The organism is uncultured Roseobacter sp. (assembly GCF_947492555.1).
GTDB lineage: Bacteria > Pseudomonadota > Alphaproteobacteria > Rhodobacterales > Rhodobacteraceae > Roseobacter.
This window is the reverse complement of record NZ_CANLNE010000002.1, coordinates 988,458-1,015,152: the sequence shown is the minus strand read 5'-3', so window position 1 is coordinate 1,015,152 and position 26,695 is coordinate 988,458. Positions and strand designations below refer to the sequence as shown.

The window sequence follows — 26,695 nt, the reverse complement described above, 5'->3', positions numbered from 1 at the left end:
AACCGCCCGAAGGCTGAATTCTCTCGTTTCCCATCTCAGGAAGGAATTATGTGAGTTCCCTCACACCCTCCGTCTCGGACAGAAGCAAGGCCGGTCTTCTGGCCTCGCCTACCTGGCGGGTTGCCCCGCCAAATCTCTTTACTCTGTGACGGCGTTATCGACCGACACGGAAACGCCAGGGCCCATGGTCGAGCTCAGCGCGATTTTCTTCATGTAGGTGCCCTTCGAGCCCGATGGCTTCGCTTTGGACACGGCACCGACGAAGGCGCGGATGTTTTCCACCAGTTTGGCTTCGTCAAACGACAGTTTGCCAACGCCTGCGTGCACAACACCGCCTTTTTCCGCCTTGAATTGCACTTCACCGCCCTTGGCGGCTTTCACGGCAGCTTCGACATCCATGGTCACGGTGCCGACCTTGGGGTTCGGCATCAGGTTACGCGGGCCCAGCACCTTACCCAGACGGCCAACGATGGGCATCATGTCGGGCGTGGCGATGCAGCGATCAAATTCGATCTTGCCGCTTTGCACGGTTTCCATCAGGTCTTCGGCACCAACGATATCCGCTCCGGCCTTCTCGGCTTCTTCTGCCTTGGGACCACGGGCAAACACTGCCACGCGGACGGTTTTGCCGGTGCCGTTGGGCAGACCGACCACACCGCGGACCATCTGGTCTGCGTGGCGGGGGTCGACGCCAAGGTTCATCGCGATTTCGACGGTCTCGTCGAACTTTACGCCCGAATTGCCCTTGATCAACGCAACAGCCTCTTCGACGGTCACGTTCTCTTTGCCAGCGAAAGCTTCACGCGCGGCGCGGGTTCTTTTTCCAAGCTTTGCCATCTTACTTCACCTCAATGCCCATGGAGCGGGCAGAACCCAGGATGATCTGCATCGCCGCTTCAATGGAATTGGCGTTCAGGTCTTTCATCTTCGCTTCGGCGATCTCACGCACCTGCTTGGAGGTCACGTGACCGACCACTTCGCGCGACGGTGTCTTGGCACCGGATTTCAGCTTGGCGGCCTTCTTCAGGTAATAAGACGCAGGCGGCGTCTTGATGTCCATGGTGAAGGACTTGTCCTGATAATAGGTGATCACGGTCGGGCAAGGGGCACCCTGCTCCATATCTGCGGTCTTGGCGTTGAACGCCTTGCAGAATTCCATGATGTTGATGCCGCGCTGACCCAGCGCAGGACCCACGGGTGGCGACGGGTTTGCCTGCCCGGCGGGCACCTGCAGCTTCATGCTGCCTACGAGCTTCTTGGCCATTGGCCTTCTCCTTTTCCAACCCCTCTCCGGCGCGCCGGATCAGGTCTTTGGCGGGGGACCCGCCGTTGTTGTCGTGGTTCGGTCCGGATGCCGCGGCACCCTCGCCTCCCACGCTTTGCGCACTCAGGTCTGTTTGTTGACCTGCGTGAATTCCAGCTCGACCGGGGTTTCCCGGCCAAAGATCGACACCGACACCTTCAGGCGCTGGTTTTCATCATCGACCTCTTCGATCATGCCGTCGAAGTCCTCGAACGGACCGTCAGCCACTTTAACCTTCTCACCCACTTCAAAGTGAATGAGCGTACGTGGCGCGTCTTCGCCTTCCTGAACCCGGTTCAGGATCGCGTTCACTTCCGCGTCGCGCATCGGCATCGGGCGGCCCTGAGGCCCCAGGAACCCGGTGACGCGGTTGATCGAATTGATCAGGTGATAGCCCTGATCCGACATTTCCATGTGCACCAGCACATACCCCGGCATGAAGCGACGTTCTGTTGTCACCTTCTTGCCGCGGCGCACCTCGATCACCTCTTCGGTCGGGACCAGCACCTCATCAATCTGCTCTTCCAGGCCCTGTTCGGTCACGGATGTACGGATTTGTTCCGCGATCTTCTTCTCGAAGTTCGACAGGACACTGACCGAATACCACCGTTTTGCCATTTGATCCCTGGTCCCTGTCTTGCCGTGCGCCACGTGCAGCGCGAAAATTCCACTGTCTTTCAGACACTTAGCCCGCTGACTTTAAACAAAAAATCGGCGCGCAACTCGAATCGCCGCACGCCCCCGTTCAGGTCAGGTGTGCGGCATACTCCGCACGGCCGAATGTTTCAAGGGGGGCGGCTGGGTTTTTTGAACGATCTCGTTCAGCCTTAGCCGAACATATTCAGGACAGCCTGCAGCCCACCACGGATAATGATATCCACGGTCGCAAAGAAGATCGCCGTAAGTGCTGCCAGGATAAAGACCATCACCGTGGTCAGCATCACCTCGCGCCGGGTCGGCCAGACCACTTTCGCGACTTCTGCGCGAACCTGCTGAATGAACTGGAGCGGATTGGTGGTGGCCATGGAGCATCTTTCTGAACTTGAGATGACAGCGACATAGCGAGGCCAGCCGAGGATTTCAAGAGCGCAGCGACCCGCCACTAGACGGCACCTTCATCGTGCAAACGGCTCAACCGATCCGCCACCGCCTCTGCATGACGCTTGTCTGCCCGGGCCATTGCTCGCAGATCGGGCGCACGCAGGCAGTCTTCCAGGCGGCCCGGCAGGCGTTCAAGCAGTCTGTCCCATTTCCGTGCGGCAAGCTCGCTGCGAATGCGCAGGCTACGTGCTGACGCCGGGAACCAGCGTGCGTAAAGGTTGAATACTGAAAGGAAGCGCCGCCAGAATGTCTCCGCCCCGAGGATCAGGAATGTTATCATCAGGCCGATGGCCACGATGAGTAACGTGCCGAGAACCAACACAGGCTGCAACAACAGCAGTAAAACCAGGCTCGTAGCGAGAACTGTTTTGGCATTTGGTCGATAACTCAGAATGCGCCGTCTTGCGGATTGCAGAACTGGCCTGAGCAACGGTTTTCGCGCTGGCGCAGGTGCAGCCGGTTTTTCAAATTGTTGTTGTGCTGGATGTTTGCCTTGCGCCATGCGGCGCGGCGAGGTGGGTTTGGCCGCTGGTACATCGGGCGCCTTGCTTTCTTCGGCGATCATAGCCCGGATGGCAGAAATATCCCGGTCTGTAGTCTGAGCCATATGTCAGTCCACCTGTTTCATCTCATCCCCAACGCGGCATTTGTGAGGGAGGATTCTGACCATTCGGTGGCGTAAAAATGGCGCGGATGTGACGGTAAGGCTGGCAGGGGCTGAGGGACTCGAACCCACGACCCTCGGTTTTGGAGACCGATGCTCTACCAACTGAGCTAAACCCCTATGCCGGGGGATGGCGTAGTCGGAAAAGCGGTCGGGTTCAAGAGGGATCGCAAGGTCAAACCTGAAAAAGAGGCGTGCGATTATCCTGCCACGGCTTCCAGCGCATCGATATCCGCGCCCGTAATCAGCGTCTCATGGAGCATGATCTTTTCGATGGGCCAATTCCACCATGCGAGATCCAGCAACCTGGTAATCACGTCAGGATCGAAACGCTGGCGGATCACCTTGCCCGGATTGCCCACTACCACGCCATAATCCGGGATCGTGCAGCCGACGACAGCCCCCGTGCCGATAATGACACCAGACCCGATCTGTGCGCCGGGCAGGATCCGCGCATCGGCTCCGATCCAGACATCATGGCCGACAACCGTGTCCCGCCCCTCCGGCAACGCACTTGCATAAGCACCGAAACGGTCGGGATCGTGAATGGCAAAGGGGAAAGTCGAAAACCCACGCATGTCATGATTGGCCCCGTGGGTGATGAACCGAACGCCGTGGGCAAACTGCCCGAACTTGCCGATGATCAGTCTGTCGCTGGACATCGGGAAGAGATACGGCGCGATCCGGCTCGCCCATCCAGACGGCTCTGCAGGTGGGTTAAAATCATTGGCGTAGGTGTACTCCCCGACCTCAATGCGCGGATGATCAATGACCGCCTTGAGAAAGACATTGTTGGGAAGCTTGCCGCCATCCGGCAGCGTGACGGGGTGGATTGTGTCTGGCGATGGAAAACTCATGAACTCACTCTGAAAAAGGTGCGTTGAGAGCCTTGTAGCGAATTGCACAGGCAAGAAAATCAACAAATCTTAAAAAAAACCCAATCAGTGTGATCCGCTTCACTGACGCTACGGCAGCCATCGGCAAATGTGGGGTCACGCAGCACGACGGACAGTACTGCCCAAGCGTTTCTACCGCGCATTCAACGACCCGCCGGAATTGGTGTCCCGGTATTTTTTAAGGACGATCATTATGCATATGAAATTCATCTCATTCATCGCCGGTGCCGGAATTATCCTGGCTGGCTGCGCGAACCAGAGCCAATACCCTCTCACTGGTGCTGCAATAGGCCCGGGGGACTCAGTCCAATTCATGGCCGCGCCCGACGTAGCGCGGTACTGACCTAGCAGGCTTCCGATACCGGACATAATCGGGACCTGGTGTTGCGCCTGACCTCGGAGGTTGCAGCACAAAAAAAGAGCCACCGTTTTGCCGGTGGCTCTTTTCTGTTTCTCAGGAGGGGCTGGGCCCGTTTTCCTGGATAGCGACCGGGTGTTGCGTCTCTGCTCCCGTTGATCCTGCGGACCATCTGCCTCTGGCGACACCCACGCGGTGTGCGGAGCTTTCACCCCGCCTGCCGTGTTACTCGGTGATTTTGGACACCACGCCGGCGCCGACGGTGCGGCCGCCTTCGCGGATCGCAAAACGCAGACCGTTCTCCATCGCGATCGGCGCGATCAGCTCAACGCCAAAGCTCACGTTGTCGCCCGGCATCACCATCTCGGTGCCTTCGTTCAGCTGAACCGTGCCGGTCACGTCCGTCGTGCGGAAGTAAAACTGCGGGCGGTAGTTCGCAAAGAACGGCGTGTGACGGCCGCCCTCATCCTTGGTCAGGATGTAGGCTTCGGCTTCGAACTTGGTGTGCGGGGTCACGGAACCCGGCTTGCAGAGCACCTGGCCACGCTCGACCGCTTCCCGGTCGATGCCACGCAGCAGCGCGCCGATGTTGTCGCCCGCTTCACCGCGGTCCAGCAGCTTGCGGAACATCTCAACACCTGTGCAGGTCGTCTTCTGCGTGTCTTTGATGCCAACGATTTCGATCTCGTCGCCCACGTTGATCACGCCACGCTCGACACGGCCGGTCACAACAGTACCACGGCCGGAGATCGAGAAGACGTCTTCCACGGGCATCAGGAACGGCTGGTCGATCGCGCGCTCAGGCGTCGGGATCCACTCGTCGACGGCGGCCATCAGCTTCTTGATGGATTCCTCACCAATCTCCGGGTTGTTGCCTTCCATCGCCGCCAGCGCCGAGCCGGGGATGACCGGGATGTCGTCGCCGGGGTATTCGTAGGAGGACAGCAGCTCGCGGATTTCCATCTCGACCAGCTCGAGCAGCTCTTCGTCATCGACCTGGTCGACCTTGTTCATGTAGACAACCATGGTCGGGATGCCGACCTGGCGGCCGAGCAGGATGTGCTCGCGCGTCTGCGGCATCGGGCCGTCAGCAGCGTTCACCACCAGGATCGCGCCGTCCATCTGGGCAGCACCGGTGATCATGTTTTTCACGTAGTCCGCGTGGCCGGGGCAGTCGACGTGCGCATAGTGGCGTGCGTCGGTTTCATATTCCACGTGTGCCGTCGAGATGGTGATCCCGCGGGCTTTCTCTTCGGGCGCGCCGTCGATCTGGTCATAGGCCTGGAAATCGCCAAAATACTTCGTGATCGCAGCCGTCAGCGTCGTCTTGCCGTGGTCAACGTGACCAATCGTGCCAATGTTTACGTGCGGTTTAGTACGTTCAAACTTTGCCTTTGCCATGGTGAGAGGCGCCCTTTTGCTTGCAGGGGGTCGTCGCAGACCCATTCTTCATATGGCGCGCGATGTATTGCGAAGCGACAGGAAAATCAAGCACGACGTTGACGCGGTGCTATTCGGTCGCTGTGACCAGTTTCTCTTCGATCACACTCGGCGAGGCTTCGCCGTTTTCGAGCGACGCCGTGCCGGGCACATCTTGGAACCAGCCCTCTTCAGCTTTCATCTTGACCAGGTAGTTTTCAATGGCCTGTGCCGTATTCCGCGACAGGTTCAGAAGCTGCGTCTCGGCTGACTGGCTCCAGCCCGTTCCGACGATGCTTTCCCCGTCCAGGGTCTCCAGCACGGTCAATTGCTCGGGCTCTTCGTTGAGCTTCACGCCCCGCGCATCGTCCCAGACCGTCAGACGGATGATCATCGCCGACTTGGGCGCGGCCACCACGGGAACACCCCGCTTGGCCAGCACATACCCTTCAATGCTGACGCCGAAGTGATAATCCTTGGTGCCCTCGTATCGATCAAACCGCTCGGCAATGGCGGACTGTAATGAGGCGACTAATTCTTCCTTGGGCACCTCGCGGCTCACCGCGGCGGTGGTCTGAACCTTGGGCGCGACGACCACATTGTGCCCAAGGCTGAAATCGCCAAGTGGGACAAGCGGCGCGTCAAGGTCCTTGGCACCTGTGCAGGCAGCCAGCGCCAAACCTGCCATGAGTAGTCCGATACGCCTGATCATAGTGCACCCCGATGCCTTTTTGTTGGCACCCTGCCTAGCCCAAGCCTTCCCAACGCGCAATCCATCCGGACCATTCGGTGGACCACCATGCGCCCGGCACTATCTATGCACCATGCACCTCCCAAAAGATATCCGGCACGATGAACATGTCCGCCTGCCCGTAAGGGTCGCGCTGGTGCGTGAAGAGTTGGGCGTGTTGCGCAGCTTTGCACGCATGCGCGAGAATATCCTGAACATCATTCCCGAGATTGCCACGCAAGAGCCTGTTGTGTCAGGCCGCACCGCCAAACGCTGGCATATGATCATGGACCCGCCTGCCATTCGACGGATGCTACTGGATCGGGTCGACGATTACCCAAAGTCAGTCGTCACCAAAAACCTGTTGCGTCCTGCAGTGGGCGAGTCGCTGTTCATCGCGGAAGGCGCGCACTGGCGCTGGCAACGACGCCTTGCGGCACCGGTTTTCTCCCATCGCAATGTCCGGAACCTCTCAGGTGTGATGACAGCCGCAGCCGAGCGCAGCGCGGAGCGCATCGGGCAGGCAGGCCCGCAGGCGGTCAATCTTTTGGACGAAATGGTCAAGGCCACCTTCGACGTCATCTCGGAGGTCACCTTCAGCGGCGATGGCAGTTTTGATCGTGCCGCCATTCACCGCGCAATCGATGCCTATATCGCCGATGCTGGACGCGTTTCGCTTCTTGATGTTCTGGGCGCACCGGATTGGATGCCGCGCCCGGCACGGGTTCTTTCCACCCAGTCAATGGAGCAGATGCGCCGCGATGCGGATGCCGCCATTGAAGCCAGGGCGGCGCGCGGGCCGGGCTCTCTACCCGACCTGCTGGATCTGCTCCTCGCCGGGGAAGACCCGAAAACGAAACGCCGCATGAATGTGGCTGAGCTGCGGGACAATCTGCTGACCTTCATCGTGGCCGGTCATGAGACCACCGCGTTGACGCTCGCGTGGTCACTCTACCTCTGTGCTTTCGACCAGGCGGTCCAGGAACGGGCCCGGGACGAGGCCAGAAACGTGCTGCAGGGACGCGCCGCAACAGGCGACGATCTGGATAATCTTCCCTATATCCGGCAGATCGTGGAGGAAGCTTTGCGGCTTTACCCACCCGCAGGTGTTGTGTCGCGCACGGCGCAAAAAGCGGATGATCTGAGCGGTGCCGACATCCGGCCCGGTGACACGGTGATGATTCCGATCTACGCGCTGGGACGGCACAAACTGCTTTGGAATGCCCCGGATGAGTTCGATCCCGACAGGTTCGCAGACCGAAAAGCCATCGACCGCTATGCCTATCTGCCGTTTGGAGACGGCCCGCGCATCTGCATCGGGGCGAGTTTTGCGATGCAGGAGGCGGTAATCATCCTCGCCACCTTGCTGTCGCGGTTTCGCTTCCGACCCGTGCCCGGCCGGGACCCGAAACCGGTCATGATCCTGACCCTGCGGCCCGAAGGCGGCGTCTGGCTCATGGCAGACCCGGTCTAGATTATGTCACCTGCTATCTGAGAGACTTTCGCTGCCTGTCGCCCGTGGCTCAAACGCAAAACCGATGCGTAAAAGCCCCGCCGAAAGCTGAGCGTTTCAGGTGAACTTGTTGTCGCGCGGGAAGCCGCGGGGCGCCATGCGACCGGCGCTGGCACGTTTGCCGGTCCACTCGTCTAACGCGGCCTCCGTTCTTGTCCGCCCTGCCGGATCCTGCCAACTCAGGCCTTCTGCACGCTCGAACGTGGCCGCATCGGACAGACCGCCGTCCTTGTACTTTTGCAACCGAACACCCTTGCCGCGTCCCATCTCGGGCAGTTCATCCAATCCGAAAACCAACACTTTGCGGTTTTCGCCCACAACCGCCACGCTGTCGCCCGTCACCGGCTTGCACACCAGCGCACGGGTCTCGCCGCGGACGTTGAGTACCTGTTTGCCACTGCGGGTCTGTGCCACGACATCATCTTCGGGCACCACGAACCCGTCCCCGGCACTCGACGCGACAAGCAATCTGCGACCCGACTGATGGGTCAGAATGGTCACGATCTCGGCCTCGTTCGGCAGATCGACCATCAGGCGCAGAGGCTCGCCCATGCCGCGACCGCCGGGCAGATTGGCGGCGGAGACCGTGTAGAACCGACCGTTGGAGCCAAAGACCAGCAATCGGTCCGTCGTCTCCGCGTGGAAAATGAAGCGGGGACCGTCGCCATCCTTGAACTTCAACTCGCGGTTCAGGTCGATGTGACCGGTCATCGCGCGCACCCAACCCATCTGCGAACAGACCACGGTGATGGGTTCGCGGTCGATCATCGCCTCGATGGGGACATCTTCGATCACAGCCCCTTCGGCAAAGGTCGTGCGCCGCGCGCCGCCTTCGTAGTCCTTGCCGAACTGTTTCTTGGTCTCGCGCAATTGCGCCGTGATGCTGTCCCACTGCAGGCCTGGGTTTTCCAGCAAATCCTCAAGGCCCGCACGTTCCTCCATCAAAGCGGATTGCTCGCGCAGCAATTCCATCTCTTCCAGACGCCGAAGGGACCGCAGACGCATGTTGAGGATCGCCTCGGCCTGCACCTCGCTCAACTCGCCCTCCCCCGGGGCCGGGGTCACATAATCGCTTTCATCGGTGGCACGCGTATGCGTCTTACCCCAATCCTCACGCATGAGGGCGGCCTTTGGATCGTCATCATACCGAATGATGTCGATGACCCGGTCGAGATTGAGGAAGGCAATGATGAAGCCTTCGAGCACTTCCAGACGGTGGTCGATTTTCTCCAACCGGTGCTCGGAACGGCGGATCAGGACTTCCTGCCGATGGTCGAGGAAGGCGCGCAGCACCTCCTTCATCGAGCAGACCTTGGGCGTCAGCCCGTCAATCAGCACGTTCATGTTGAGCGAGAACCGCACCTCGAGATCGCAGTTCCGGAACAGCATGCCCATCAGCACCTCAGGATCGACGGACCGCGACCGGGGCTCGATGATCATGCGCACATCATCGGCGGATTCGTCGCGTACATCGGCGAGGATGGGAATTTTCTTGGTCTGGATGATCTCCGCGATCTTTTCGATCAGCTTCGATTTCTGAACCTGATAGGGGATCTCCGTGACCACGATTTGCCATTGACCGCGGCCAAGATCCTCGACCTGCCAGCGGCAGCGCAACCGGAAGGAACCCCGCCCGGTACGATACGCCGTAGCAATGTTTTCAGGCGGCTCGACGATCACGCCACCGGTCGGGAAATCGGGGCCTGGCACGTAGTTCAGCAACGTGTCATCCCGCGCATCAGGCGTCTTGATCAGGTGAATGCAGGCGTCGCAAAGCTCTGCGATGTTGTGCGGCGGGATGTTCGTCGCCATCCCCACCGCAATCCCGGACGAGCCATTGGCCAGCAGGTTGGGAAACTGCGCAGGCAACACCACCGGTTCGGTTAGGGTGCCATCGTAATTCTCGCGGAAATCGACGGCGTTTTCATTCAGCCCTTCGAGCATAGCCTCGGCCACGGCGGTCATCCGCGCTTCGGTGTACCGACTGGCCGCAGGGTTGTCGCCATCGATGTTACCGAAATTCCCCTGCCCGTCGACCAGCGGGTAGCGCACGTTGAAGTCCTGCGCCAGCCGCGCCATCGCATCGTAGATCGCGGCATCTCCATGCGGGTGATAGTTGCCCATAACATCGCCGGAAATCTTGGCCGATTTGCGAAAACCGCCCGACGACGTCAGACGGAGTTCCCGCATCGCATAGAGAATACGGCGATGCACAGGCTTCAATCCATCCCGCGCGTCCGGCAGGGCCCGGTGCATGATCGTGCTGAGCGCATAGGTCAGATAGCGCTCCCCCAGCGCCCGACGCAGGGGTTCGGACACATCGGCGGGCGGGATGTCGGGAGTATCAATATCGTCGGCCATTGAGGCTGTGTAGCGCCCCGTTTGCGCCCGAACAAGCGCGTTGTGGCAGAAAAGGCGCGACCCCGATGTGACGACAGCGCAACAGTCTGAAAGTGAGGTTTTGCATCGCCATTTCCCACTCCCCGAAATCAAATTCGATTGTTATGGACCCAAATGGTGTCGAAATGTGTTAGACTGACAGAAGTTGTAACGAGGGTTTTTTCTATGAAGCGATTCATTTTCTTGAGTTTCGGGTTTTTGGGGTTCGCCTTCTATGAAATGAGCGGGGGGGCGGAATTTGATCCGATCGCTTCCAGAAATGCAGCAGTTCTCTCAAGAAGTGGCGCCGACATTTCCGCACAGGATATTCAGACTGCACAGGCGGAACCGGCAGGTCAGAGTGAAGAGGAAGTGACCCGTATGTCGCTGAACCTGACATCGCTCAGCACGGTGCTCGAAGAAGAAGAACCCGAAGCGCGCACATCATCTCGCAATGCTACTTCACTCACGGCACCCACTTCGGTGACCAATGTGACCTTCAGAAACCCATCCGATAGCGGCGTTCTGCTGCCGAGTATCATTTTCCCGGGCAATACTGCGCAGGCGTCCTCTGCCGCTGTCACGCAGACGCGGGATGTACGCTATGTCTCCGGTACGCTTGTGAATCTGCGCGGTGGACCAGGCACGGGTTTCGATGTCGTCGCGCAGCTGGACCAGGATACCGAAGTCGAAGTGCTGCAGGATGACGGCACCGGCTGGGTAAAACTGCGCCCTGTCGCGGGTGGTCCGGACGGCTGGATTGCAGAGTTCCTCCTGACAAGCGGATAGGGTTGCACCCCTCGCCCCAAGTTGCGATTGCTGAACCCGGAAATCGCAGAGGGGGCACATGGCGCAGAAATCCATACTCATCACCGGCTGTTCATCGGGCATAGGGTATTGTGCGGCCGTGGGCATGCGTGCCCAGGGGTGGCGCGTCTTTGCGGCCTGCCGCCAACCCGAAGACTGCGAGCGCCTTCAGGCAGAGGGGTTTGAAAGCCCTCTTCTGGACTACACCGACAGCACCACGATTGACGCCGCCCTTGCGGAGGTGCTCTCGGCAACAGGCGGCACACTAGATGTTCTCTTTAACAACGGCGCGCATGGAACACCTGGTGCTGTGGAAGACCTGCCCACGGACGCGCTGCGCGCAATCTTTGAGGCCAATTTTTTTGGCTGGCACCACCTGACCCGCGCTGTGATCCCCGTCATGCGACAGCAGGGCCATGGCCGCATCGTACAATGCTCCTCCGTACTTGGCTTTGTGACGATGCCCTGGCGAGGGGCCTACAACGCGACAAAGTTTGCGCTCGAAGGGCTGACGGACACGCTCCGGATCGAAATGCGCGACACGCCGGTCGATGTCATCCTGATCGAGCCGGGTCCCGTAACGTCCAAAATTCGCGAGAACGCGGTGATCCATTTTGAAAATTGGATCGACTGGCGCGCCTCTGCCCGCCGGACACAATATGAAAACGGGTTGAACAAGCGCCTGTATGAAAGCCGCGGGCCGGACCCCTTTGAACTGCCCCCGACGGCTGTCCTGGAAAAACTCATTCACGCCTGCGAAGCTTCCCGGCCACAGGCACGATACTACGTGACAGCGCCAACGTATGCTATGGGGCTGTTGCGCCGCGTGCTACCGACACGGGCGCTCGACTGGGTGCTGTCGAGAGGCTGACGCAGCACTTCGCGCAAAACCGGTTCGCTTTTCCCGCACACCCCTCTACATGTGCTGCTGGGACAGAAAAGGAAAATGCCGTGGGTGACCCATTATTCGTGCTGATCATACTCGCCTGCCTCGCCGTCGTCGTCGTCCTGATGCTCGGGCTTGGCGGCTTCGCGGGGGGTGGCGCCTTCAACAAGAAGAACGCCAACAAGCTGATGCGCTACCGGATTGGCGCGCAATTTGTCGCGGTGATCCTCATCGTGATCTATGTCTATCTGCGCTGAAAGGGAGGCTGACGTCACATGGTCGTTCTTAACAAGATTTACACCAAAACCGGCGATGCGGGCGAGACCGCGCTAGGCAATGGCGCACGTGTCGCCAAACACGCATCCCGCGTGACGGCCTATGGCACCGCTGATGAATTGAACTCCTTTGTTGGCGTGGCCCGGCTTGAAGCCACCGATGATGTCGATGACGCGCTGAGCCGCATTCAGAACGACCTTTTTGATCTGGGTGCCGATCTCTGTCGCCCGGACATGGAACAGGATGCAGAGGCGGAGTATCCTCCCCTGCGCATGGTCGACGCACAGGTGGCGCGGCTGGAATCCGAAATCGATGCGATGAACGCAAAGCTGGACCCCCTGCGCAGCTTTATTCTGCCCGGTGGCGCGAAACTTGCCGCGCATCTGCATGTGTGCCGGACCGTTGCCCGGAGAGCTGAGCGGCTAAGCGTTGAGCTGGCAACGATGGAATCCATCAACCCGGCAGCAGTGAAATATCTGAACCGGTTGAGCGACTGGTTTTTCGTCGCGGCCCGCATGGCCAACAACGATGGTAAGGATGACGTGCTCTGGGTTCCGGGTGCGAACCGCTAAAGTCGCCGGGGCTTCCGGTGGAAGCCAAAGCGACCGGACGGGCGGGCCAACGGCACAATTGGGCAGGTGCCATTCGCTGGTCCAGCACATGCTAAGGATGGCAGACACTCGCTCTGCCCCCTATCGGAAATTTTTGCGCTGAACGGTGGAAATCGATAGAAACGCGGCGTTCCTGCACCCAGGCGTGACGATTTTACACTGTTTCATGTGCCGAAGCTTGGGTAAACCACCCCTCAGACAACGAAAGGCTCACGGGGAGTGTGAGTCGCTAATCCAAGGAGAGAGACGCCAATGAAGGTTCTGGTACCTGTCAAACGCGTGATCGACTACAACGTGAAGGTGCGCGTGAAAGCGGACGGATCGGGTGTTGATCTTGCCAATGTGAAAATGTCGATGAACCCGTTTGACGAGATTTCCGTCGAACAGGCGATCCGCCTCAAGGAAGCGGGTCAGGCCGATGAGGTCGTCGTCGTTTCCATCGGTGTCAAGCAAAGCCAGGAAACCCTGCGCACCGCTTTGGCGATGGGCGCAGATCGCGCCATTCTGGTGATCGCTGCAGATGACGTGCATCAGGATATCGAACCGCTGGCCGTCGCGAAAATCCTCAAGGCCATCGTTGATGAGGAGCAGCCCGGTCTGGTGCTCTGCGGCAAACAGGCCATCGACAACGACATGAACGCAACCGGCCAGATGCTGTCTGCGCTGATGGGTTGGTCTCAGGCGACATTTGCCTCCGAAGTGTCCATCGAAGGCGATCACGCCGTGGTCAGCCGCGAAGTGGACGGCGGGATGCAGACCATCAAGGTAACAATGCCGACCGTCATCACCGTGGACCTGCGCCTGAACGAGCCGCGCTATGCCTCGCTGCCCAACATCATGAAAGCCAAGAAAAAGCCGCTGGATGAAAAGACAGCTGCCGACTACGGCGTCGATGTGAGCCCGCGCCTTGAGATCGTGAAAACCGTTGAGCCCGAAGCCCGTGCGGCAGGGATCAAGGTTGGGTCGGTCGAAGAGCTAGTATCGAAACTCAAAGAAGCGGGGGCTGTGTAATGGCTGTTCTACTCCTTGCAGAAGTAACCGATGGCGAACTGGCGATGGACGCGACGTCCAAAGCGGTGACCGCTGCCAAGATGCTGGGCGATGTGACCGTTCTGGCCGCAGGTGGCTCCGCCGCCGCAGCGGGTGAAGCGGCAGCGAAAATCGACGGTGTCAGTAAAGTTCTGGTCGCCGAAGACGCAACGCTGGGCCACCGCCTCGCGGAATCCACAGCGGCGCTCATCGTGTCTCTGTCAGGCGACTACGAGCACATCGTGGCGCCTGCGACAACCGACGCCAAGAACGTGATGCCACGGGTTGCGGCCCTGCTCGACGTCATGGTGATCTCCGATGCCTCCGGGGTGGTCGACGGCAACACGTTCGAGCGCCCGATCTACGCAGGTAACGCAGTTCAGACCGTCAAATCCGCGGACGCCAAGAAAGTCGTGACCTTCCGGACATCGACCTTTGACGCCGCGGGCGAAGGCGGATCTGCCTCGGTTGAAACGATCTCAGCTGCCGACAATCCGGGCCTCAGCGAATGGGTCGAGGACAAGGTAGCCGCAAGCGACCGTCCGGAACTCACCTCCGCTGGTGTGGTCGTCTCCGGGGGTCGCGGCGTCGGGTCCGAAGACGATTTCGCGCTGATTGAAAAGCTTGCTGACAAACTCGGGGCGGCTGTTGGCGCCTCGCGCGCGGCGGTCGATTCCGGCTATGCCCCGAACGACTGGCAAGTTGGTCAAACCGGCAAGGTTGTGGCCCCTGATCTCTATGTCGCGGTTGGCATCTCCGGCGCGATTCAGCACCTCGCCGGCATGAAGGACAGCAAGATCATCGTTGCCATCAACAAGGACGAAGAAGCGCCGATCTTCCAGGTTGCTGACTACGGGCTGGTGGCGGACCTTTTCACCGCCGTGCCGGAGCTGATCGAAAAGCTGTAATCGACGCACCGCAGTATCGCGAAAACAAAAAAGCCGCGCTTGCTCTAAGCGCGGCTTTTTTCGTTATACAAGTTCCTGAAGCACGGCCCCAAGCTCCTGCGCCAGCTCACCATGCGCTTTGGGGCCTAGCATCTCTGCCGCCGCCATTGCTTCCAGCTGACTGAACACCATACCCTCTGTACCTACCGAAGAGGCTTCCGGGGTGGCGACGACTTCGACAAATCTGGACGCATGGGGCGTCAGTTCCTCCAGCATCTCGCGTGTCACGAATAGAGGAGAGCGTGCCTTGGCAGGATCCAGCCCGGTAGGTTCCTGATGCAATGGCGCGTGGTCAGCAAACCAGACCAATACCGTTTCGCCGGATGCGCGTTTCAGTAACAGCTTCATACGTGCCAGCCACGCTGTCTGAACTTCGTTGCGCACGGCAGCAAATCGCTCATTCGAGACGTTAAAGAGCGAGCTAAGCATGTGTTTGGTGAAATGGAACTCCGCAAAATCCACTTCCGGAAAGATCGCCGTCAGCAAGGGAGACGCAGTAACAAAACGATCATTTCTACGCGGATGCACCGTGTAAAAGCGATTCGACAGGTTTTGCGCCCCAACGATCTGAACCACTGTCGCCGCCGCGCCCGTACAGGCCTCACCTAAGAAACTGTCATTCAACAGCACGTCAACACCGGCGTTCGCAACGCCAAAGTTCACACAGTTCACCCCAAGACCGCTTTCAACAAGCGCCGGAAACGGCGTTTTTATGAATTTCCCATAAGTCGCCGTACCGCCGAGGAAAGAAACGTAAGGCGCATCCAGGCGCCGCTCAGGCCCCCGGAACAGCAGTTTTGATTGGCCGTATCTGCACGGCATGTAATCGAGAGCCCCCGCCCCCAGTACGTCATAGGTCATAGAACCCACCTTTTTTCGTTCACCCGTGGATCACTTTGCATGGTGCATCCTTAGATTTTCTTAAACGGTCATTTTGAGCTGTATTTTAGACGGTGGATGGCCTTGCAGCCCATGCATCTGGCACCCTAAGGTGCGTCAAATCGAAAAGGGGCTGGCGATGGATATCAAGGCAATCGGGATTGTGGGCGCGGGCCAGATGGGCAACGGGATTGCGCATGTGATGTCGCTGGCCGGGTACGATGTTCTGCTGAACGACGTCAGCGAAGACGCGTTGACTGCCGCAATGAGCCTGATGACGAAAAATATGGATCGGCAGGTCAGCCGCGGCAAGATTACCGGCGAAGACCAGGCCGCGGCACTGGCCCGGATCAAGACGACAAAGACATTGACCGACCTGGGCCAGACCGACCTGATCATCGAAGCCGCAACAGAACGCGAAGCCGTCAAGCAGGCAATCTTCGAAGACCTGCTGCCGCATCTGCAACCCCATACTATCCTGACGTCAAACACCTCGTCTATCTCCATCACGCGGCTGGCAAGCCGGACCGACCGACCTGAAAAATTCATGGGTTTCCACTTCATGAACCCGGTGCCGGTGATGCAACTTGTAGAGCTGATCCGAGGCATCGCGACGGATGAGGCAACCTTCAAGACCTGCAAATCGGTCGTGGACCGGTTGGGCAAGACGGCGGCGTCGGCCGAGGATTTTCCTGCCTTTATCGTGAACCGTATCCTGATGCCGATGATCAACGAGGCCGTCTATACCCTTTACGAAGGGGTGGGCAGCGTGCAATCCATCGACAGCTCAATGAAGCTTGGGGCCAACCATCCGATGGGGCCGCTAGAACTGGCCGATTTCATCGGGCTGGACACCTGTCTGGCGATCATGAACGTGCTGCACGACGGGCTGGCAGATACAAAATACCGCCCCTGCCCGCTGTTGACCAAATATGTCGAAGCCGGTTGGCTGGGCCGCAAAACGCAGCGTGGTTTCTACGATTATCGCGGCGAGACACCGGTGCCGACGCGCTAGAGGACTAGTCTTTCAGCGACAGTGTATGGTCACGCAGCCAAGCCATGAACCCGCGCGGATCATCGTCCCATTTACGCAGATCTTCCTGATCCAGCGGGTGCCCGACAATCGGCGCCTGCGATTTGTTGAGCGAATACACGATCTCATGCAGCAAAAGGCCCTGCCGCAAAATCGGCGATACCTTGTTGGCGATTTGGTAGGCACGCGAATTCTGTCCGGGAAACTTGATCGGCAGAACCGTCGCCCCCGAACGGCGAATGAGCTTGGCGGTAAAGACATTCCATTCGCCCTCGATTGCCGGCCCGAAATAGGTCTCCGATGCGGCGACCCCGCCCGACGGGAAGAGCGCGACAACACCGCCGTCTTTCAGATGCTGCATCGCCTTCGCACGCATCTCAACGCCTTTGCGTTGTGCGTCCGGATCGTGCGGGAAGGGCACCGGGATCATGTAAGACCCCGCAACCTCGTCAATCACGGTCAACAACGAACGGGTCAGGATACGGTAATCAGGCCGCACCCGGCCAATGAGATCGGCGAAAATCATGCCGTCGACCATGCCGTGCGGGTGATTGGACACAACGATCACAGGGCCAGTTTTGGGGATACGGTCCAACTGCTCTTGCGGGGTCAGCAGATCGATGCCCATCACGTCCAGCGCTGCACGCCAGAACGCCTGCCCCTGCGGTGCGCCCCGCTGCTCGAACTTGCGCACGAGGCGCAGAATGGTCAGCTTGCCGGTCAGCGCCTCGATGATGCGAATAATCGTGGATTTCCAAGGATCCTCGAAGGTTGACGCGTAGGACAAACTTCTGCGGTCATATTTGCTGAAATTGACCGGTTCCGCCTTGCCGGCAGTCACATCGATGTCTTGTGAGCTTTCTACCAAGACCTGCTATCCTGTCTGGCGCCTGTCACAGCGCCGGTTTCTTCACTGACCTTCGCCGAATCTGTCAGAGACAAGCGTCGTCAGCGCCTCGGCCAATGCATCAGCATCCGGTCCGGAGGTCGTTATGTCAATAAAGCTTCCCTTGGACGCTGCCAACATCAAAAGTCCCATAATACTGTCTCCTGAGGCGGACAGACCGTCTTTGGAGACCTCGGCACTCGCGTCGAACCCCTCCACAACCTCAACCAGCTTGGCCGAGGCGCGGGCGTGCAAACCCTTCTCGTTCACAATCTTAAGCGTGCATTCCGTCATTGTCTTGATTGGGTATCCTGCTCTGGACTCACGTTTTGGCTGTCGATGTACTTTTTTCCGGCTTCCAATGCCAGACGCACAGCATCGGGCACAGCCTTCTGTCGACTTTTTGCCAGTTTTATCAACATTGGCAGATTTGCGCCATAAAGGATGCGACGGTCTCCCGGTCGGCACGCCATCAGGCTCAGGTTGGACGGCGATCCGCCATAAAGATCGGTAACAACGACAACGCCACTGCCCCGGTCCACTTCATCCGCCGCTATACAGATTTCCCGCTCCTTGGCGGCCCGGTCATGCACCGCGTCGATTGAGATCGCCCGGATCCCCGGCTGAACGCCGACAACATGTTCTACGGCTGCGAGATACTCCTTGGCCAACCCGCCATGGGCAACAATCACGATACCGATCACGGGCTCAAGCCTCTTCTTTCTTACGCAGGTCCAATTCGCGGTGCCTTATTGACACCTGCCAGCCTTCTTCCGCAAGGCGCAAACCATGCCTTTCGGCCATCACAACAGACCTATGTTTGCCGCCGGTACACCCAAAGGCGATTGACAAGTGAGACTTTCCCTCTTCACGATAAGAGGGCAGCAACAAAAGCGTAAGATCGAGCACTTTGTTCTCGAACTCGGCAAAGCTCGGATCAGCGGTCACATGGGCGGCGACGGCGTCCTGCCTGCCGTCCAGCGCCCGCAATTCTGCCACCCAATAGGGATTCGTCAGGAACCGGCAATCGAACACCATATCGACACTGCGCGGCAGACCCCGCTTGTAGGAAAAAGACTGAACTGAGACCGTCAGCCGACGGTGACCGCCCGGTGCAAACCAATGCTCTACTTCAGCGCGTAATTGATGAACGTTCAATTCACTGGTGTCGATCAGGACATCCGCACGGGATCGCAACGGCGCCAGCATGTCCAATTCGCGCATGATGCCGTCCGAAGGGCGGTCGTCAGGCGCCAGAGGATGGCGCCGGCGGGTTTCTGAAAACCGACGCAGCAAGACTTCGGTGCTACAATCGAGGTACAGAAGTTCCGGCGCCAGTCCGGGCACGCCGGTCAAGCGCCCGAGAAGGTCGATGATCGTGTTGGTGGAAAAATCCCGATTCCGGGGATCGATCCCCAAGGCCAACGCGCGCTCTGTGCCGGGACCTTCAAGGAGTGCGGGGAGCAGGCGCAGAGGCAGGTTGTCCACGGCCTCGAAGCCCGCGTCTTCAAGTACGTTCAGCGCGCTCGAACGCCCGGCCCCCGAGGGACCGGTGACAAATACAATCCTGCGCGCTGTCGGTTCTGCTTCGGTCATCCCGGATCTCTTCTGCCCGCCTTGAGATATTGCAAAATCGCCGCCGGGAAATAGGCACTGTCTACTTTGTGAAGGCAGGGTATCGGGACCCCGACTACGTGCGCCGTATGCACCGCTGGCAAACGAGCGGTTTCGGGCGTATCCAGATCGACGGTCAGAACCACCTCAGCGGATCCTGCATGTTCCGCGGTCAGAAGCCCCACGCCGCGGGCCTCAATCAATCCGGCCAACGCGCGCGGTGGCGCGGCATGGACGACACCCCCCGTTAGGGTAACTTCCGTACGGTCGTCAGCAATCAGGTCAGCGCCATATGCCATAAGCTGTAGTGCCAGGGCAGACTTTCCCCGACCGGATTCACCGAGGATCAGAACACCACGCCCTTGGTACGCAACGCAGCTGGCATGAATCGTCGTCGCCCCGGGACTTTCCGAGGTCTCGGTGTCCCCGCCTTCCATAACTCAGATGGGCAGACCAACGACGAAACGCGCACCTAACGGATCGGAGGTGATATCGGCTTCGGTGGGTCGAATATTTTCGGCCCAGATCACGCCGCCATGTGCTTCTACAATCTGTTTCGAGATAGCCAACCCAAGTCCCGAGTTGTTACCGAAGTGCTCATCGGGGCGCTGCGAATAAAACCGCTTGAAGATTTTCGCCAATGCCTGGTCAGGGATACCTGGGCCCGTGTCCTCGACCACGATCAGCACCCGGTTCTCTTTCTTGCGCGCCCAGATACGTATTGCGTCTCCGTCTTCGCAAAATGAAATCGCATTGGTAATCAGGTTGACGAAAACTTGCGCCAAACGCGCTTCCAACCCATGCACAACAATGGGGACATCCGGTAAATCAGTGATGAAATCGATCCCTCTGGATCGTGCATCTTCCCCCAGATACTGGCCCAGATTGGTCAGAGTGGCGAGCACGTTAAAGGGCTCTTCCTCTTCCTTGACCAGCTCGCTGTCCAGGCGGGAGGCATTCGAGATGTCACTGACCAGACGATCCAGGCGCCGCACATCATGATCGATCACATCGAGCAGCTTTTCGCGCTGATCATCACGTTTGACCATGCGCAGCGTCCCGACTGCGGACCGCAGCGAGGCCAGTGGGTTCTTGATTTCATGGGCGACGTCCGCGGCAAATTGTTCATTGCCATCGATGCGATTGTAGAGTGCCGAAATCATACCTCGAAGTGCGCCGCTCAGCCGACCGATCTCATCCGGACGCGCCGTAAGGTCCGGGATGCGGATGCGGCCAGGGTTCATCTTGCGTGCATTCTTGTCGCGCCCGAGTTCAGCCGCAGCGGACAAGTCCGCCAAAGGGTTGGCAATCGTCGATGCCAGAACAAGGCTGAGGCCAATAGATACCAGCGCTCCAATGACAAAAATCTGCAAGACGCGTTCGCGTTCCACACGTACAAGGTTGTCGATCTCGCCTGCTGCGGTGACCACGGCAACCGCCCCAATCGCCTGACCACTCTGCAAAATAGGCGTCACCACGGTCAGGAATGTGGCTCCTTCATCATCCAGTTCATACCGGATTTGGGTACCTTCCTGCAGACTGGTGCCGATCATTGGTTTGATCTTGTCGCTGAGCTCTGTCTGGTCGGTCACTTTGGTTTCGGCGAAGGGCGCAAAAAGCGTCGACCACAGCCAACTCAGACCGTCCATCAGATAGGTTTTTTCGGCGAATCCACCTGCAGTCTGATTTGTTGCCAATTGCCCTTCGATGTTCGCCACCAACAATTGGGATTGGTCGAAAACGAACACCTCAACGCCGTTGCGCAGGTCAAGTTCGTCCAGTGTCGCGGTTACGTCGACCCCATCACCTGTCGCGAGATTAACCGGGGCACCGGCGGGCAATTGCACTTCCAGTGTGTCGGCAATCAATTCCGCTTCCGAGTAGAGCGACGCAGCGCGCTGCTTTGCGAGGCTATCGCGAGAGGAGTTGAGGTACAAAATCCCCGATACGAAAACACAAATCGCGATCAGATTGAACGTGATGATCTTTCGCGTGAGTGGTGACCCACGCAGTGAAAGCCAGCCACGACGCTCGCGGTTCGCGCGCATCTCGTTCTCGGCGGTGCTTTCAGGAGCCACCCAGTCTTCACCCAGAACGACATCGCCGTCCCGTGACGGAGGAGGGGTCATGTCGCGCACAAAGTTCCTCTCGGCCAAGGCCATCTCTTCGGTTATTCCTCGTTATATCTGTAACCGATACCGTAGAGGGTCTCAATCGCGGAGAATTCGTCATCCGCAGTGCGCATCTTCTTGCGGAGACGTTTGATGTGGCTGTCGATGGTGCGATCATCGACGTAAACTTGGTCGTCATATGCGACATCCATCAACTGGTCACGCGACTTCACAAAACCGGGACGCTGGGCCAAAGCCTGCAGCAGCAGGAATTCGGTTACCGTGAGGGAAACGTCTTTACCCTTCCAGCTTACTGCGTGGCGCAACGGATCCATGCGCAGATCGCCACGTTCCATTACCTTGGTTTCTTCGCTGTCGGCGACAACATCCCCGGCAACCGCATCCTGACGGCGCAGGAGCGCGCGAATGCGTTCTACCAGAAGACGTTGAGAAAAAGGCTTCTTCACATAATCATCGGCGCCCATACGCAGGCCGAGCACCTCATCGATCTCATCGTCCTTGGAGGTGAGGAAGATCACCGGCATTGCCGTTTTCTGGCGCAGACGCTGCAGCAGATCCATCCCGTCCATGCGCGGCATCTTGATGTCGAGCACGGCCATATCCGGAAGCTTCTTGTTGAACGCGTCAAGTGCCGCCTGCCCGTCATTATACGTTTCGACCTCAAAGCCTTCAGCTTCAAGCGTCATGGACACGGACGTCAGGATATTCCTGTCGTCGTCCACCAATGCAATTTTAGACATTACCCGTTTCCTTGTACTGCTCGTTTATTAGATTTTTTGGGCTATTGACCACTTTTTAGCCCTGCGAATCAATCCTTAAGTGCGAATCAGCACAGCACTCCGCCACATTTTGGCCATAATTTGATTACCAATGGCTAAATTGCCGCACATTTGCGCTTTGCTTTCGACAAGGTCATGACGCCAAAGCAAGCATCAGATGAGCCCTCCCAAACAAAGTTGCACATGGTGGCGCTAACGACATGCAAGCTGCCTGTTCAACGATAAAAACGTCATGTTAAGAGGCACGGGCGCCACTTCCGGGTGCACACAACTAGGAGACGATGGATGACACATGGACGGGTAAACCCGGACTTTACGCTCGAAGATCAAGGGATCAAAGGGGCGGGCACCGTCTATTACAACCTCATCGAACCCGATCTTATTCAACTCGCCCTGGCCCGCGGCGAAGGCAATCTGGGCAAAGGCGGCGCGTTCCTGGTTACCACCGGGAAATTCACCGGACGGTCCCCCAAAGACAAGCACGTCGTAAAAACGGACAGCGTTGCCGATACCATCTGGTGGGAAAACAACGCCGCCATGTCGCCCGACGGATTCGACGCGCTGCATGCCGACATGCTTACGCACATGCAAGGCAAGGACTACTTCGTTCAAGACCTGACCGGCGGTTCCGATCCGAAACACGCGATCAACGTCCGCATGGTGACGGAACTGGCCTGGCACGGGCTGTTTATCCGCCACATGCTGCGCCGCCCGGACCGCGAAGACCTGGATGATTTCATTGCAGATTTCACGGTCATCAACTGCCCCAGCTTTCAAGCTGACCCGAAAAAACATGGTTGCCGGTCGGAGACAGTAATCGCGATGAACTTCGACAAGAAGCTCATCCTGATCGGTGGCACCGAATATGCAGGGGAAAACAAGAAATCCGTCTTTACCCTGCTGAACTACCTGCTGCCGGAGAAAGGCGTGATGCCGATGCACTGCTCGGCCAACCATGCCAACGGCAACCCGGTGGATACGGCCGTGTTCTTCGGCCTTTCCGGCACAGGCAAAACCACGCTCTCGGCGGATCCCGCCCGCACGCTCATCGGCGACGACGAACATGGGTGGTCCGACACCGGCACCTTCAACTTTGAAGGCGGTTGCTATGCCAAGACCATCAGCCTGAGCGCGGATGCCGAGCCCGAGATCTACGCGACCACTGAAAAATTCGGCACCGTGATCGAGAACATGATCTACGATGAAGAGACCAAGGAGCTGGATTTCGAAGACGACAGCCTTACTGCCAACATGCGCTGCGCCTATCCGCTACATTACATCTCCAATGCGTCTGCCTCGGCTCGCGGCGGGCATCCGAAGAACATCATCATGCTGACCTGCGATGCTTTTGGGGTGCTGCCTCCAATCTCGCGGCTGACGCCCGCGCAGGCGATGTACCATTTCCTGTCGGGCTTCACGTCCAAGGTGGCGGGAACGGAACGGGGCGTGACCGAGCCCGAGCCCACGTTCTCCACCTGCTTCGGTGCACCCTTCATGCCGCGTCGCCCGGAGGTTTATGGCAACCTGCTGCGCGAAAAGATCGCAACCCATGGTGCGACCTGCTGGCTGGTGAACACCGGCTGGACCGGCGGTGCCCATGGCACCGGATCCCGGATGCCGATCAAGGCAACCCGCGGCCTGCTGACCGCGGCGCTGGATGGATCACTGGCCGACGCAACCTTCCGCAAGGACCCAAATTTCGGGTTTGACGTGCCGGTGGATGTAAAGGGCGTGCCCAGCATCCTGCTCGACCCGCGCCGCACCTGGGATGACGCGGAGAGCTACGACCGACAGGCCGCAAAGCTGGTCAAGATGTTCTCGGACAACTTCGAACAGTATCTGCCGTTCATCGATGATGACGTGAAAGCAGCGGCAATCAGCTGATTGCCGCCAAGCACATGCATGACGTCTGACGCATATCTGTGGCGTCAGGCAGCTTTCTTCTGTGGTTGCGGCACATCGACGACATCGATGACGGGCATTTCCAGAAGATAGCGGGTGTCTTCGTTGCTCAGATAGCTGACGAACCCCTCAAAGGGCGTGTCTGATCCCTTGCGATACCATCTCAAGGCGCCAGGTTCGTTGTGCATGTAGCCCATGCGCTCGGCAAACCCCTTGAAGGCCACCGTACGCGCCATGAAACCGAAGATGTAGTCGGGGTTCCATCGGCACATTGCCTCATGAATACCGTAACGCGCAAGCACCGTTGAGAGACCCGTGCCACGGTACTGCCCTGTATCACCCATCCAGACTTCGCCATGATAGACCACTTGCCCCTTGATCCGATTGGCGCCGGGGCTGGCACGATAGCGCGACCGTTTCAGATCGAGATCAGGGATGGCCGGGGGGAAATCCCGGAACCTTTTGAGCATGTAGCCGCTCAGCGATTGATCTCCCAAATCAATCAACCGGGAGGCTTGCGTATGCATCATCATCCCGTCCACGTCCCGCGCAATCAACCAAAAGGCGTTCTGGTCATTCAGGTCGTGCACATCAGGATCAAAAGGCGCCCCCAGAACCTGCTGCGGACGTTCCGTTTTAAGAAGTGCTCGATACTTGAGGAAATTTGACCCAATCGTGACCGTAATTTGGTTTTGATGCAGGATATCGCGGCTGGTGGCCACGAATTGTGTCCCCGCATTCAAACTTTGAAAAGACATGCCAAAACTCCTTTGCACGAGCATCCTCATGCAAAGGTTAGACTAAATAAGTGCTTAACGCTCGAACTTTGCGTCAGCAGGATCGAAATTTACCATAATATCGGCAGAAGGTCGCACAATCTTGCCATGATCGAGCCCAGATATCTCAATATCGGACGAAGGCTCGACAAGGGAATAAAGCGCTAAGCTGCCGTCAGGGAATCGCCCCCCCAGCATTAGACGTTGATAGTTGACGGGTTTCAGGCCGCCCTCCGCTTCGGAGGGGACCAATGTGTAAACATGGTCCAAACGCAAACTTTGCGTGGTTTGAACCTCGTGAAAGGGCTCATCCAGCATGCGCGCAAAATCATCGCCACCGGGCATACGCCCGAGCGATCGACCAACGCTACTGCGGGCCTTTGCCCAACCGAACCATTTAACAAAAAACGACTCTTCGCCGAATTCGACACAAATCCATCCGGCGATCGTATGACGGTAGACGATGAGGTACGGGCGCACATGTTCCATGAAGGGTGATTCGATATCGCCCCCCGCCATGGCCCAGCTGCGCAGTGTTTCGCGTTGCAGACAGGACGGCGAATCCCAGACACGCCCCAGCGAATGCTGCTGCTGCCAGAAACACCAGCCGTCCGGCAGGACTGAACTGAAGAGCTGCAGCCCATGCACATGGCTGACGTTACTGTTCAGCCAGGCATTGCCCCGGGCAAGAATGCCAAGCGCTTCCGGCAGCGCACGCTCCCCGGCCTCTGTGAGGCCGTACTGCCGGTCCTCCACATTAAACAGCGCCTCACCCTTCGCTTCCTCGAGCTGCGCAATATGGCGACGCACCGTCTGGCGCGTACTGCCCAATTCTTTCACTGCGTGACTGAGGTTCAATGTCCTGGCGAGCGTCGTGAACGACCGAATCATCTCATGGAGCAAACCATGAGAGTCGGCGGCCTTTTTAACCGCTTCTGACGTATCAGACGGGTCTACGACTCGATTCATGAATCTAATGGTAAATAAATCACCCAGTAATGCAACATTTTTCACCCATCACCTGAACATTTTTAATCAAAAAAAGGAAAAAGGTACTCAGTTGAACGAGTCGCCGATTCCCGCGAAAAGTGAGAACAGTCACAACCAGAGGTGTTAAATAGTTATGTCCCATCCAGTTGATGTTCACGTTGGTCGCAAGTTGAAGCAGATCCGCACGATGCGCCGTTTGTCCCAGACAGATGTCGCCCGCGAGTTGGATTTGTCTTTCCAGCAGATCCAAAAATATGAAATCGGATCGAACCGGATTGCTGCCAGCAGACTTTACGAGTTATCGCGCATCCTTGATGTGCCCACGTCTTACTTCTTCGAAGGCCTTGATACGTCGGCAGAAAAATCTGAGCGCCGTGATCCGAGCCTCGAAATCGTCACGGCCCTTGCTGCCATCCGCGACGATACCATCAAGACACGCATCGTGACGTTCATCGAGGACGTTTCCGGTGTGACTGTGGCGCGTCAGGGCTGAGCCCCTGGTGACCGGCGCATCGGTAGACAGTTTCACCTGACTTCCGATGCGCCATATGTATCCCAAGAATCGTTAATGAGTTTGTGACTGATCAGCGCCGCGCCAGCGGCGTTTTTCATGTCTGCCAAGCCCAATTCCCCTCTCGGCAGACTGTTGCACCTGGGCAACGCACCCCGCAAAGGCAGGCACCCGAAGAAACGTCGCGAAACTTTCGACCAAATTGCCGCATCAGTTGGTATTTTTGTTGCGCTGCAACTGCGAAAGACCTACATCACCTTCAACCGATGAAGGA

General features: G+C 58.3%; 30 protein-coding genes and 1 tRNA gene. 11 read left to right on the top strand and 20 right to left on the bottom strand.

Features of this window, described 5'->3' with window-relative positions:
• Nucleotides 1-138: 138 nt before the first annotated feature.
• The 9 genes from rplA to Q1A07_RS11975 form a co-directional block, all read right to left on the bottom strand.
• Nucleotides 139-837 carry a 50S ribosomal protein L1 gene (gene rplA, locus Q1A07_RS12015; protein ID WP_299780998.1) on the bottom strand — a complete coding sequence of 233 codons (699 nt, stop codon included), beginning with the start codon at nt 835-837 and terminating at the stop codon, nt 139-141.
• A 1-nt stretch (nt 838) separates the two neighbouring features.
• Complete coding sequence (gene rplK / locus Q1A07_RS12010) at nt 839-1,264, bottom strand: 50S ribosomal protein L11 (RefSeq protein ID WP_299780995.1); 426 nt, start codon at nt 1,262-1,264, stop codon at nt 839-841.
• A gap of 123 nt (nt 1,265-1,387) precedes the next feature.
• On the bottom strand, nt 1,388-1,921 hold the full coding sequence (gene nusG, locus Q1A07_RS12005; RefSeq protein ID WP_159978217.1) for a transcription termination/antitermination protein NusG: 534 nt from the start codon (nt 1,919-1,921) through the stop codon (nt 1,388-1,390).
• Between the two features lie 209 nt (nt 1,922-2,130).
• A complete protein-coding gene (secE, locus tag Q1A07_RS12000; RefSeq protein WP_195819712.1) occupies nt 2,131-2,328 on the bottom strand; it encodes a preprotein translocase subunit SecE in 198 nt (65 codons plus the stop codon).
• Nucleotides 2,329-2,405: 77 nt separating this feature from the next.
• Complete coding sequence (locus tag Q1A07_RS11995; protein ID WP_299780993.1) at nt 2,406-2,969, bottom strand: hypothetical protein; 564 nt, start codon at nt 2,967-2,969, stop codon at nt 2,406-2,408.
• A gap of 143 nt (nt 2,970-3,112) precedes the next feature.
• Nucleotides 3,113-3,188: transfer RNA gene (locus tag Q1A07_RS11990), tRNA-Trp, on the bottom strand.
• Between the two features lie 80 nt (nt 3,189-3,268).
• A complete protein-coding gene (locus Q1A07_RS11985) occupies nt 3,269-3,925 on the bottom strand; it encodes a CatB-related O-acetyltransferase (protein ID WP_299780991.1) in 657 nt (218 codons plus the stop codon).
• A 622-nt stretch (nt 3,926-4,547) separates the two neighbouring features.
• Nucleotides 4,548-5,723 carry an elongation factor Tu gene (gene tuf, locus Q1A07_RS11980; protein ID WP_299780988.1) on the bottom strand — a complete coding sequence of 392 codons (1,176 nt, stop codon included), beginning with the start codon at nt 5,721-5,723 and terminating at the stop codon, nt 4,548-4,550.
• 109 nt (nt 5,724-5,832) lie between these two features.
• Nucleotides 5,833-6,453, bottom strand: a complete 621-nt coding sequence (locus Q1A07_RS11975; protein WP_299780986.1) for a hypothetical protein — start codon at nt 6,451-6,453, stop codon at nt 5,833-5,835.
• 112 nt (nt 6,454-6,565) lie between these two features.
• Here Q1A07_RS11975 and Q1A07_RS11970 point away from each other — a divergent pair, with 112 nt between their 5' ends.
• Entirely contained in the window at nt 6,566-7,945 is a 1,380-nt protein-coding gene (locus Q1A07_RS11970) for a cytochrome P450 (RefSeq protein WP_299780984.1), read from the top strand.
• A gap of 96 nt (nt 7,946-8,041) precedes the next feature.
• Here the strand turns inward: Q1A07_RS11970 and parC are convergent, their stop codons facing one another.
• The gene (gene parC / locus Q1A07_RS11965; RefSeq protein ID WP_299780982.1) at nt 8,042-10,345 is read right to left on the bottom strand and encodes a DNA topoisomerase IV subunit A; all 2,304 of its coding nucleotides are present in this window, start codon (nt 10,343-10,345) and stop codon (nt 8,042-8,044) included.
• Between the two features lie 204 nt (nt 10,346-10,549).
• On the opposite strand from parC, the gene Q1A07_RS11960 reads away from it, so the two are divergent.
• The 6 genes from Q1A07_RS11960 to Q1A07_RS11935 all read left to right on the top strand — a co-directional run bounded on the left by Q1A07_RS11960 (nt 10,550) and on the right by Q1A07_RS11935 (nt 14,880).
• Nucleotides 10,550-11,152 (top strand): SH3 domain-containing protein, encoded by a 603-nt coding sequence (locus tag Q1A07_RS11960; RefSeq protein WP_299780980.1) that lies wholly within the window; start codon nt 10,550-10,552, stop codon nt 11,150-11,152.
• A 58-nt stretch (nt 11,153-11,210) separates the two neighbouring features.
• Nucleotides 11,211-12,041, top strand: coding sequence for an SDR family NAD(P)-dependent oxidoreductase (locus Q1A07_RS11955; protein ID WP_299780978.1), 831 nt, complete (start codon nt 11,211-11,213; stop codon nt 12,039-12,041).
• An 80-nt stretch (nt 12,042-12,121) separates the two neighbouring features.
• Nucleotides 12,122-12,313, top strand: coding sequence for a twin transmembrane helix small protein (locus Q1A07_RS11950; RefSeq protein ID WP_299780976.1), 192 nt, complete (start codon nt 12,122-12,124; stop codon nt 12,311-12,313).
• Nucleotides 12,314-12,331: 18 nt separating this feature from the next.
• A complete protein-coding gene (locus Q1A07_RS11945) occupies nt 12,332-12,904 on the top strand; it encodes a cob(I)yrinic acid a,c-diamide adenosyltransferase (RefSeq protein ID WP_299780974.1) in 573 nt (190 codons plus the stop codon).
• Nucleotides 12,905-13,195: 291 nt separating this feature from the next.
• On the top strand, nt 13,196-13,954 hold the full coding sequence (locus Q1A07_RS11940) for an electron transfer flavoprotein subunit beta/FixA family protein (protein ID WP_299780972.1): 759 nt from the start codon (nt 13,196-13,198) through the stop codon (nt 13,952-13,954).
• On the top strand, nt 13,954-14,880 hold the full coding sequence (locus tag Q1A07_RS11935) for an FAD-binding protein (RefSeq protein ID WP_299780970.1): 927 nt from the start codon (nt 13,954-13,956) through the stop codon (nt 14,878-14,880). The genes Q1A07_RS11940 and Q1A07_RS11935 overlap by 1 nt, the downstream gene beginning before the upstream one ends.
• 63 nt (nt 14,881-14,943) lie before the next feature.
• On the opposite strand, the gene Q1A07_RS11930 is transcribed toward Q1A07_RS11935, so the two are convergent.
• Nucleotides 14,944-15,780, bottom strand: a complete 837-nt coding sequence (locus Q1A07_RS11930) for a DUF6473 family protein (protein ID WP_299780968.1) — start codon at nt 15,778-15,780, stop codon at nt 14,944-14,946.
• A gap of 157 nt (nt 15,781-15,937) precedes the next feature.
• Here Q1A07_RS11930 and Q1A07_RS11925 point away from each other — a divergent pair, with 157 nt between their 5' ends.
• Nucleotides 15,938-16,813, top strand: coding sequence for a 3-hydroxybutyryl-CoA dehydrogenase (locus Q1A07_RS11925; protein ID WP_299781989.1), 876 nt, complete (start codon nt 15,938-15,940; stop codon nt 16,811-16,813).
• A gap of 4 nt (nt 16,814-16,817) precedes the next feature.
• Here the strand turns inward: Q1A07_RS11925 and Q1A07_RS11920 are convergent, their stop codons facing one another.
• From Q1A07_RS11920 to Q1A07_RS11890, 7 genes are read right to left on the bottom strand one after another with little or no spacing between them, the layout of a single operon-like run.
• Complete coding sequence (locus tag Q1A07_RS11920; protein ID WP_299780966.1) at nt 16,818-17,699, bottom strand: lysophospholipid acyltransferase family protein; 882 nt, start codon at nt 17,697-17,699, stop codon at nt 16,818-16,820.
• Between the two features lie 42 nt (nt 17,700-17,741).
• Nucleotides 17,742-18,011, bottom strand: a complete 270-nt coding sequence (locus tag Q1A07_RS11915; protein ID WP_299780964.1) for an HPr family phosphocarrier protein — start codon at nt 18,009-18,011, stop codon at nt 17,742-17,744.
• Nucleotides 18,008-18,421 (bottom strand): PTS fructose transporter subunit IIA, encoded by a 414-nt coding sequence (locus Q1A07_RS11910; RefSeq protein WP_299780962.1) that lies wholly within the window; start codon nt 18,419-18,421, stop codon nt 18,008-18,010. The genes Q1A07_RS11915 and Q1A07_RS11910 overlap by 4 nt, the downstream gene beginning before the upstream one ends.
• A 4-nt stretch (nt 18,422-18,425) precedes the next feature.
• Entirely contained in the window at nt 18,426-19,313 is an 888-nt protein-coding gene (rapZ, locus tag Q1A07_RS11905; protein WP_299780960.1) for an RNase adapter RapZ, read from the bottom strand.
• Complete coding sequence (locus tag Q1A07_RS11900) at nt 19,310-19,768, bottom strand: aldolase (RefSeq protein WP_299780958.1); 459 nt, start codon at nt 19,766-19,768, stop codon at nt 19,310-19,312. The genes rapZ and Q1A07_RS11900 overlap by 4 nt, the downstream gene beginning before the upstream one ends.
• A gap of 3 nt (nt 19,769-19,771) precedes the next feature.
• The gene (locus tag Q1A07_RS11895) at nt 19,772-21,460 is read right to left on the bottom strand and encodes a sensor histidine kinase (RefSeq protein WP_299780956.1); all 1,689 of its coding nucleotides are present in this window, start codon (nt 21,458-21,460) and stop codon (nt 19,772-19,774) included.
• Between the two features lie 41 nt (nt 21,461-21,501).
• The gene (locus Q1A07_RS11890) at nt 21,502-22,203 is read right to left on the bottom strand and encodes a response regulator transcription factor (protein ID WP_195819692.1); all 702 of its coding nucleotides are present in this window, start codon (nt 22,201-22,203) and stop codon (nt 21,502-21,504) included.
• Nucleotides 22,204-22,527: 324 nt separating this feature from the next.
• On the opposite strand from Q1A07_RS11890, the gene Q1A07_RS11885 reads away from it, so the two are divergent.
• The gene (locus tag Q1A07_RS11885) at nt 22,528-24,126 is read left to right on the top strand and encodes a phosphoenolpyruvate carboxykinase (protein ID WP_299780953.1); all 1,599 of its coding nucleotides are present in this window, start codon (nt 22,528-22,530) and stop codon (nt 24,124-24,126) included.
• Nucleotides 24,127-24,170: 44 nt separating this feature from the next.
• Here Q1A07_RS11885 and Q1A07_RS11880 read toward each other — a convergent pair whose 3' ends face one another.
• Both Q1A07_RS11880 and Q1A07_RS11875 read right to left on the bottom strand, forming a co-directional pair.
• The gene (locus tag Q1A07_RS11880; RefSeq protein ID WP_299780951.1) at nt 24,171-24,902 is read right to left on the bottom strand and encodes a hypothetical protein; all 732 of its coding nucleotides are present in this window, start codon (nt 24,900-24,902) and stop codon (nt 24,171-24,173) included.
• Nucleotides 24,903-24,956: 54 nt separating this feature from the next.
• A complete protein-coding gene (locus Q1A07_RS11875) occupies nt 24,957-25,889 on the bottom strand; it encodes a LysR family transcriptional regulator (protein ID WP_299780949.1) in 933 nt (310 codons plus the stop codon).
• A gap of 154 nt (nt 25,890-26,043) precedes the next feature.
• On the opposite strand from Q1A07_RS11875, the gene Q1A07_RS11870 reads away from it, so the two are divergent.
• On the top strand, nt 26,044-26,403 hold the full coding sequence (locus tag Q1A07_RS11870) for a helix-turn-helix transcriptional regulator (RefSeq protein ID WP_195819689.1): 360 nt from the start codon (nt 26,044-26,046) through the stop codon (nt 26,401-26,403).
• Between the two features lie 117 nt (nt 26,404-26,520).
• Nucleotides 26,521-26,691, top strand: a complete 171-nt coding sequence (locus Q1A07_RS11865) for a hypothetical protein (protein ID WP_299780945.1) — start codon at nt 26,521-26,523, stop codon at nt 26,689-26,691.
• Nucleotides 26,692-26,695 lie beyond the last annotated feature (4 nt).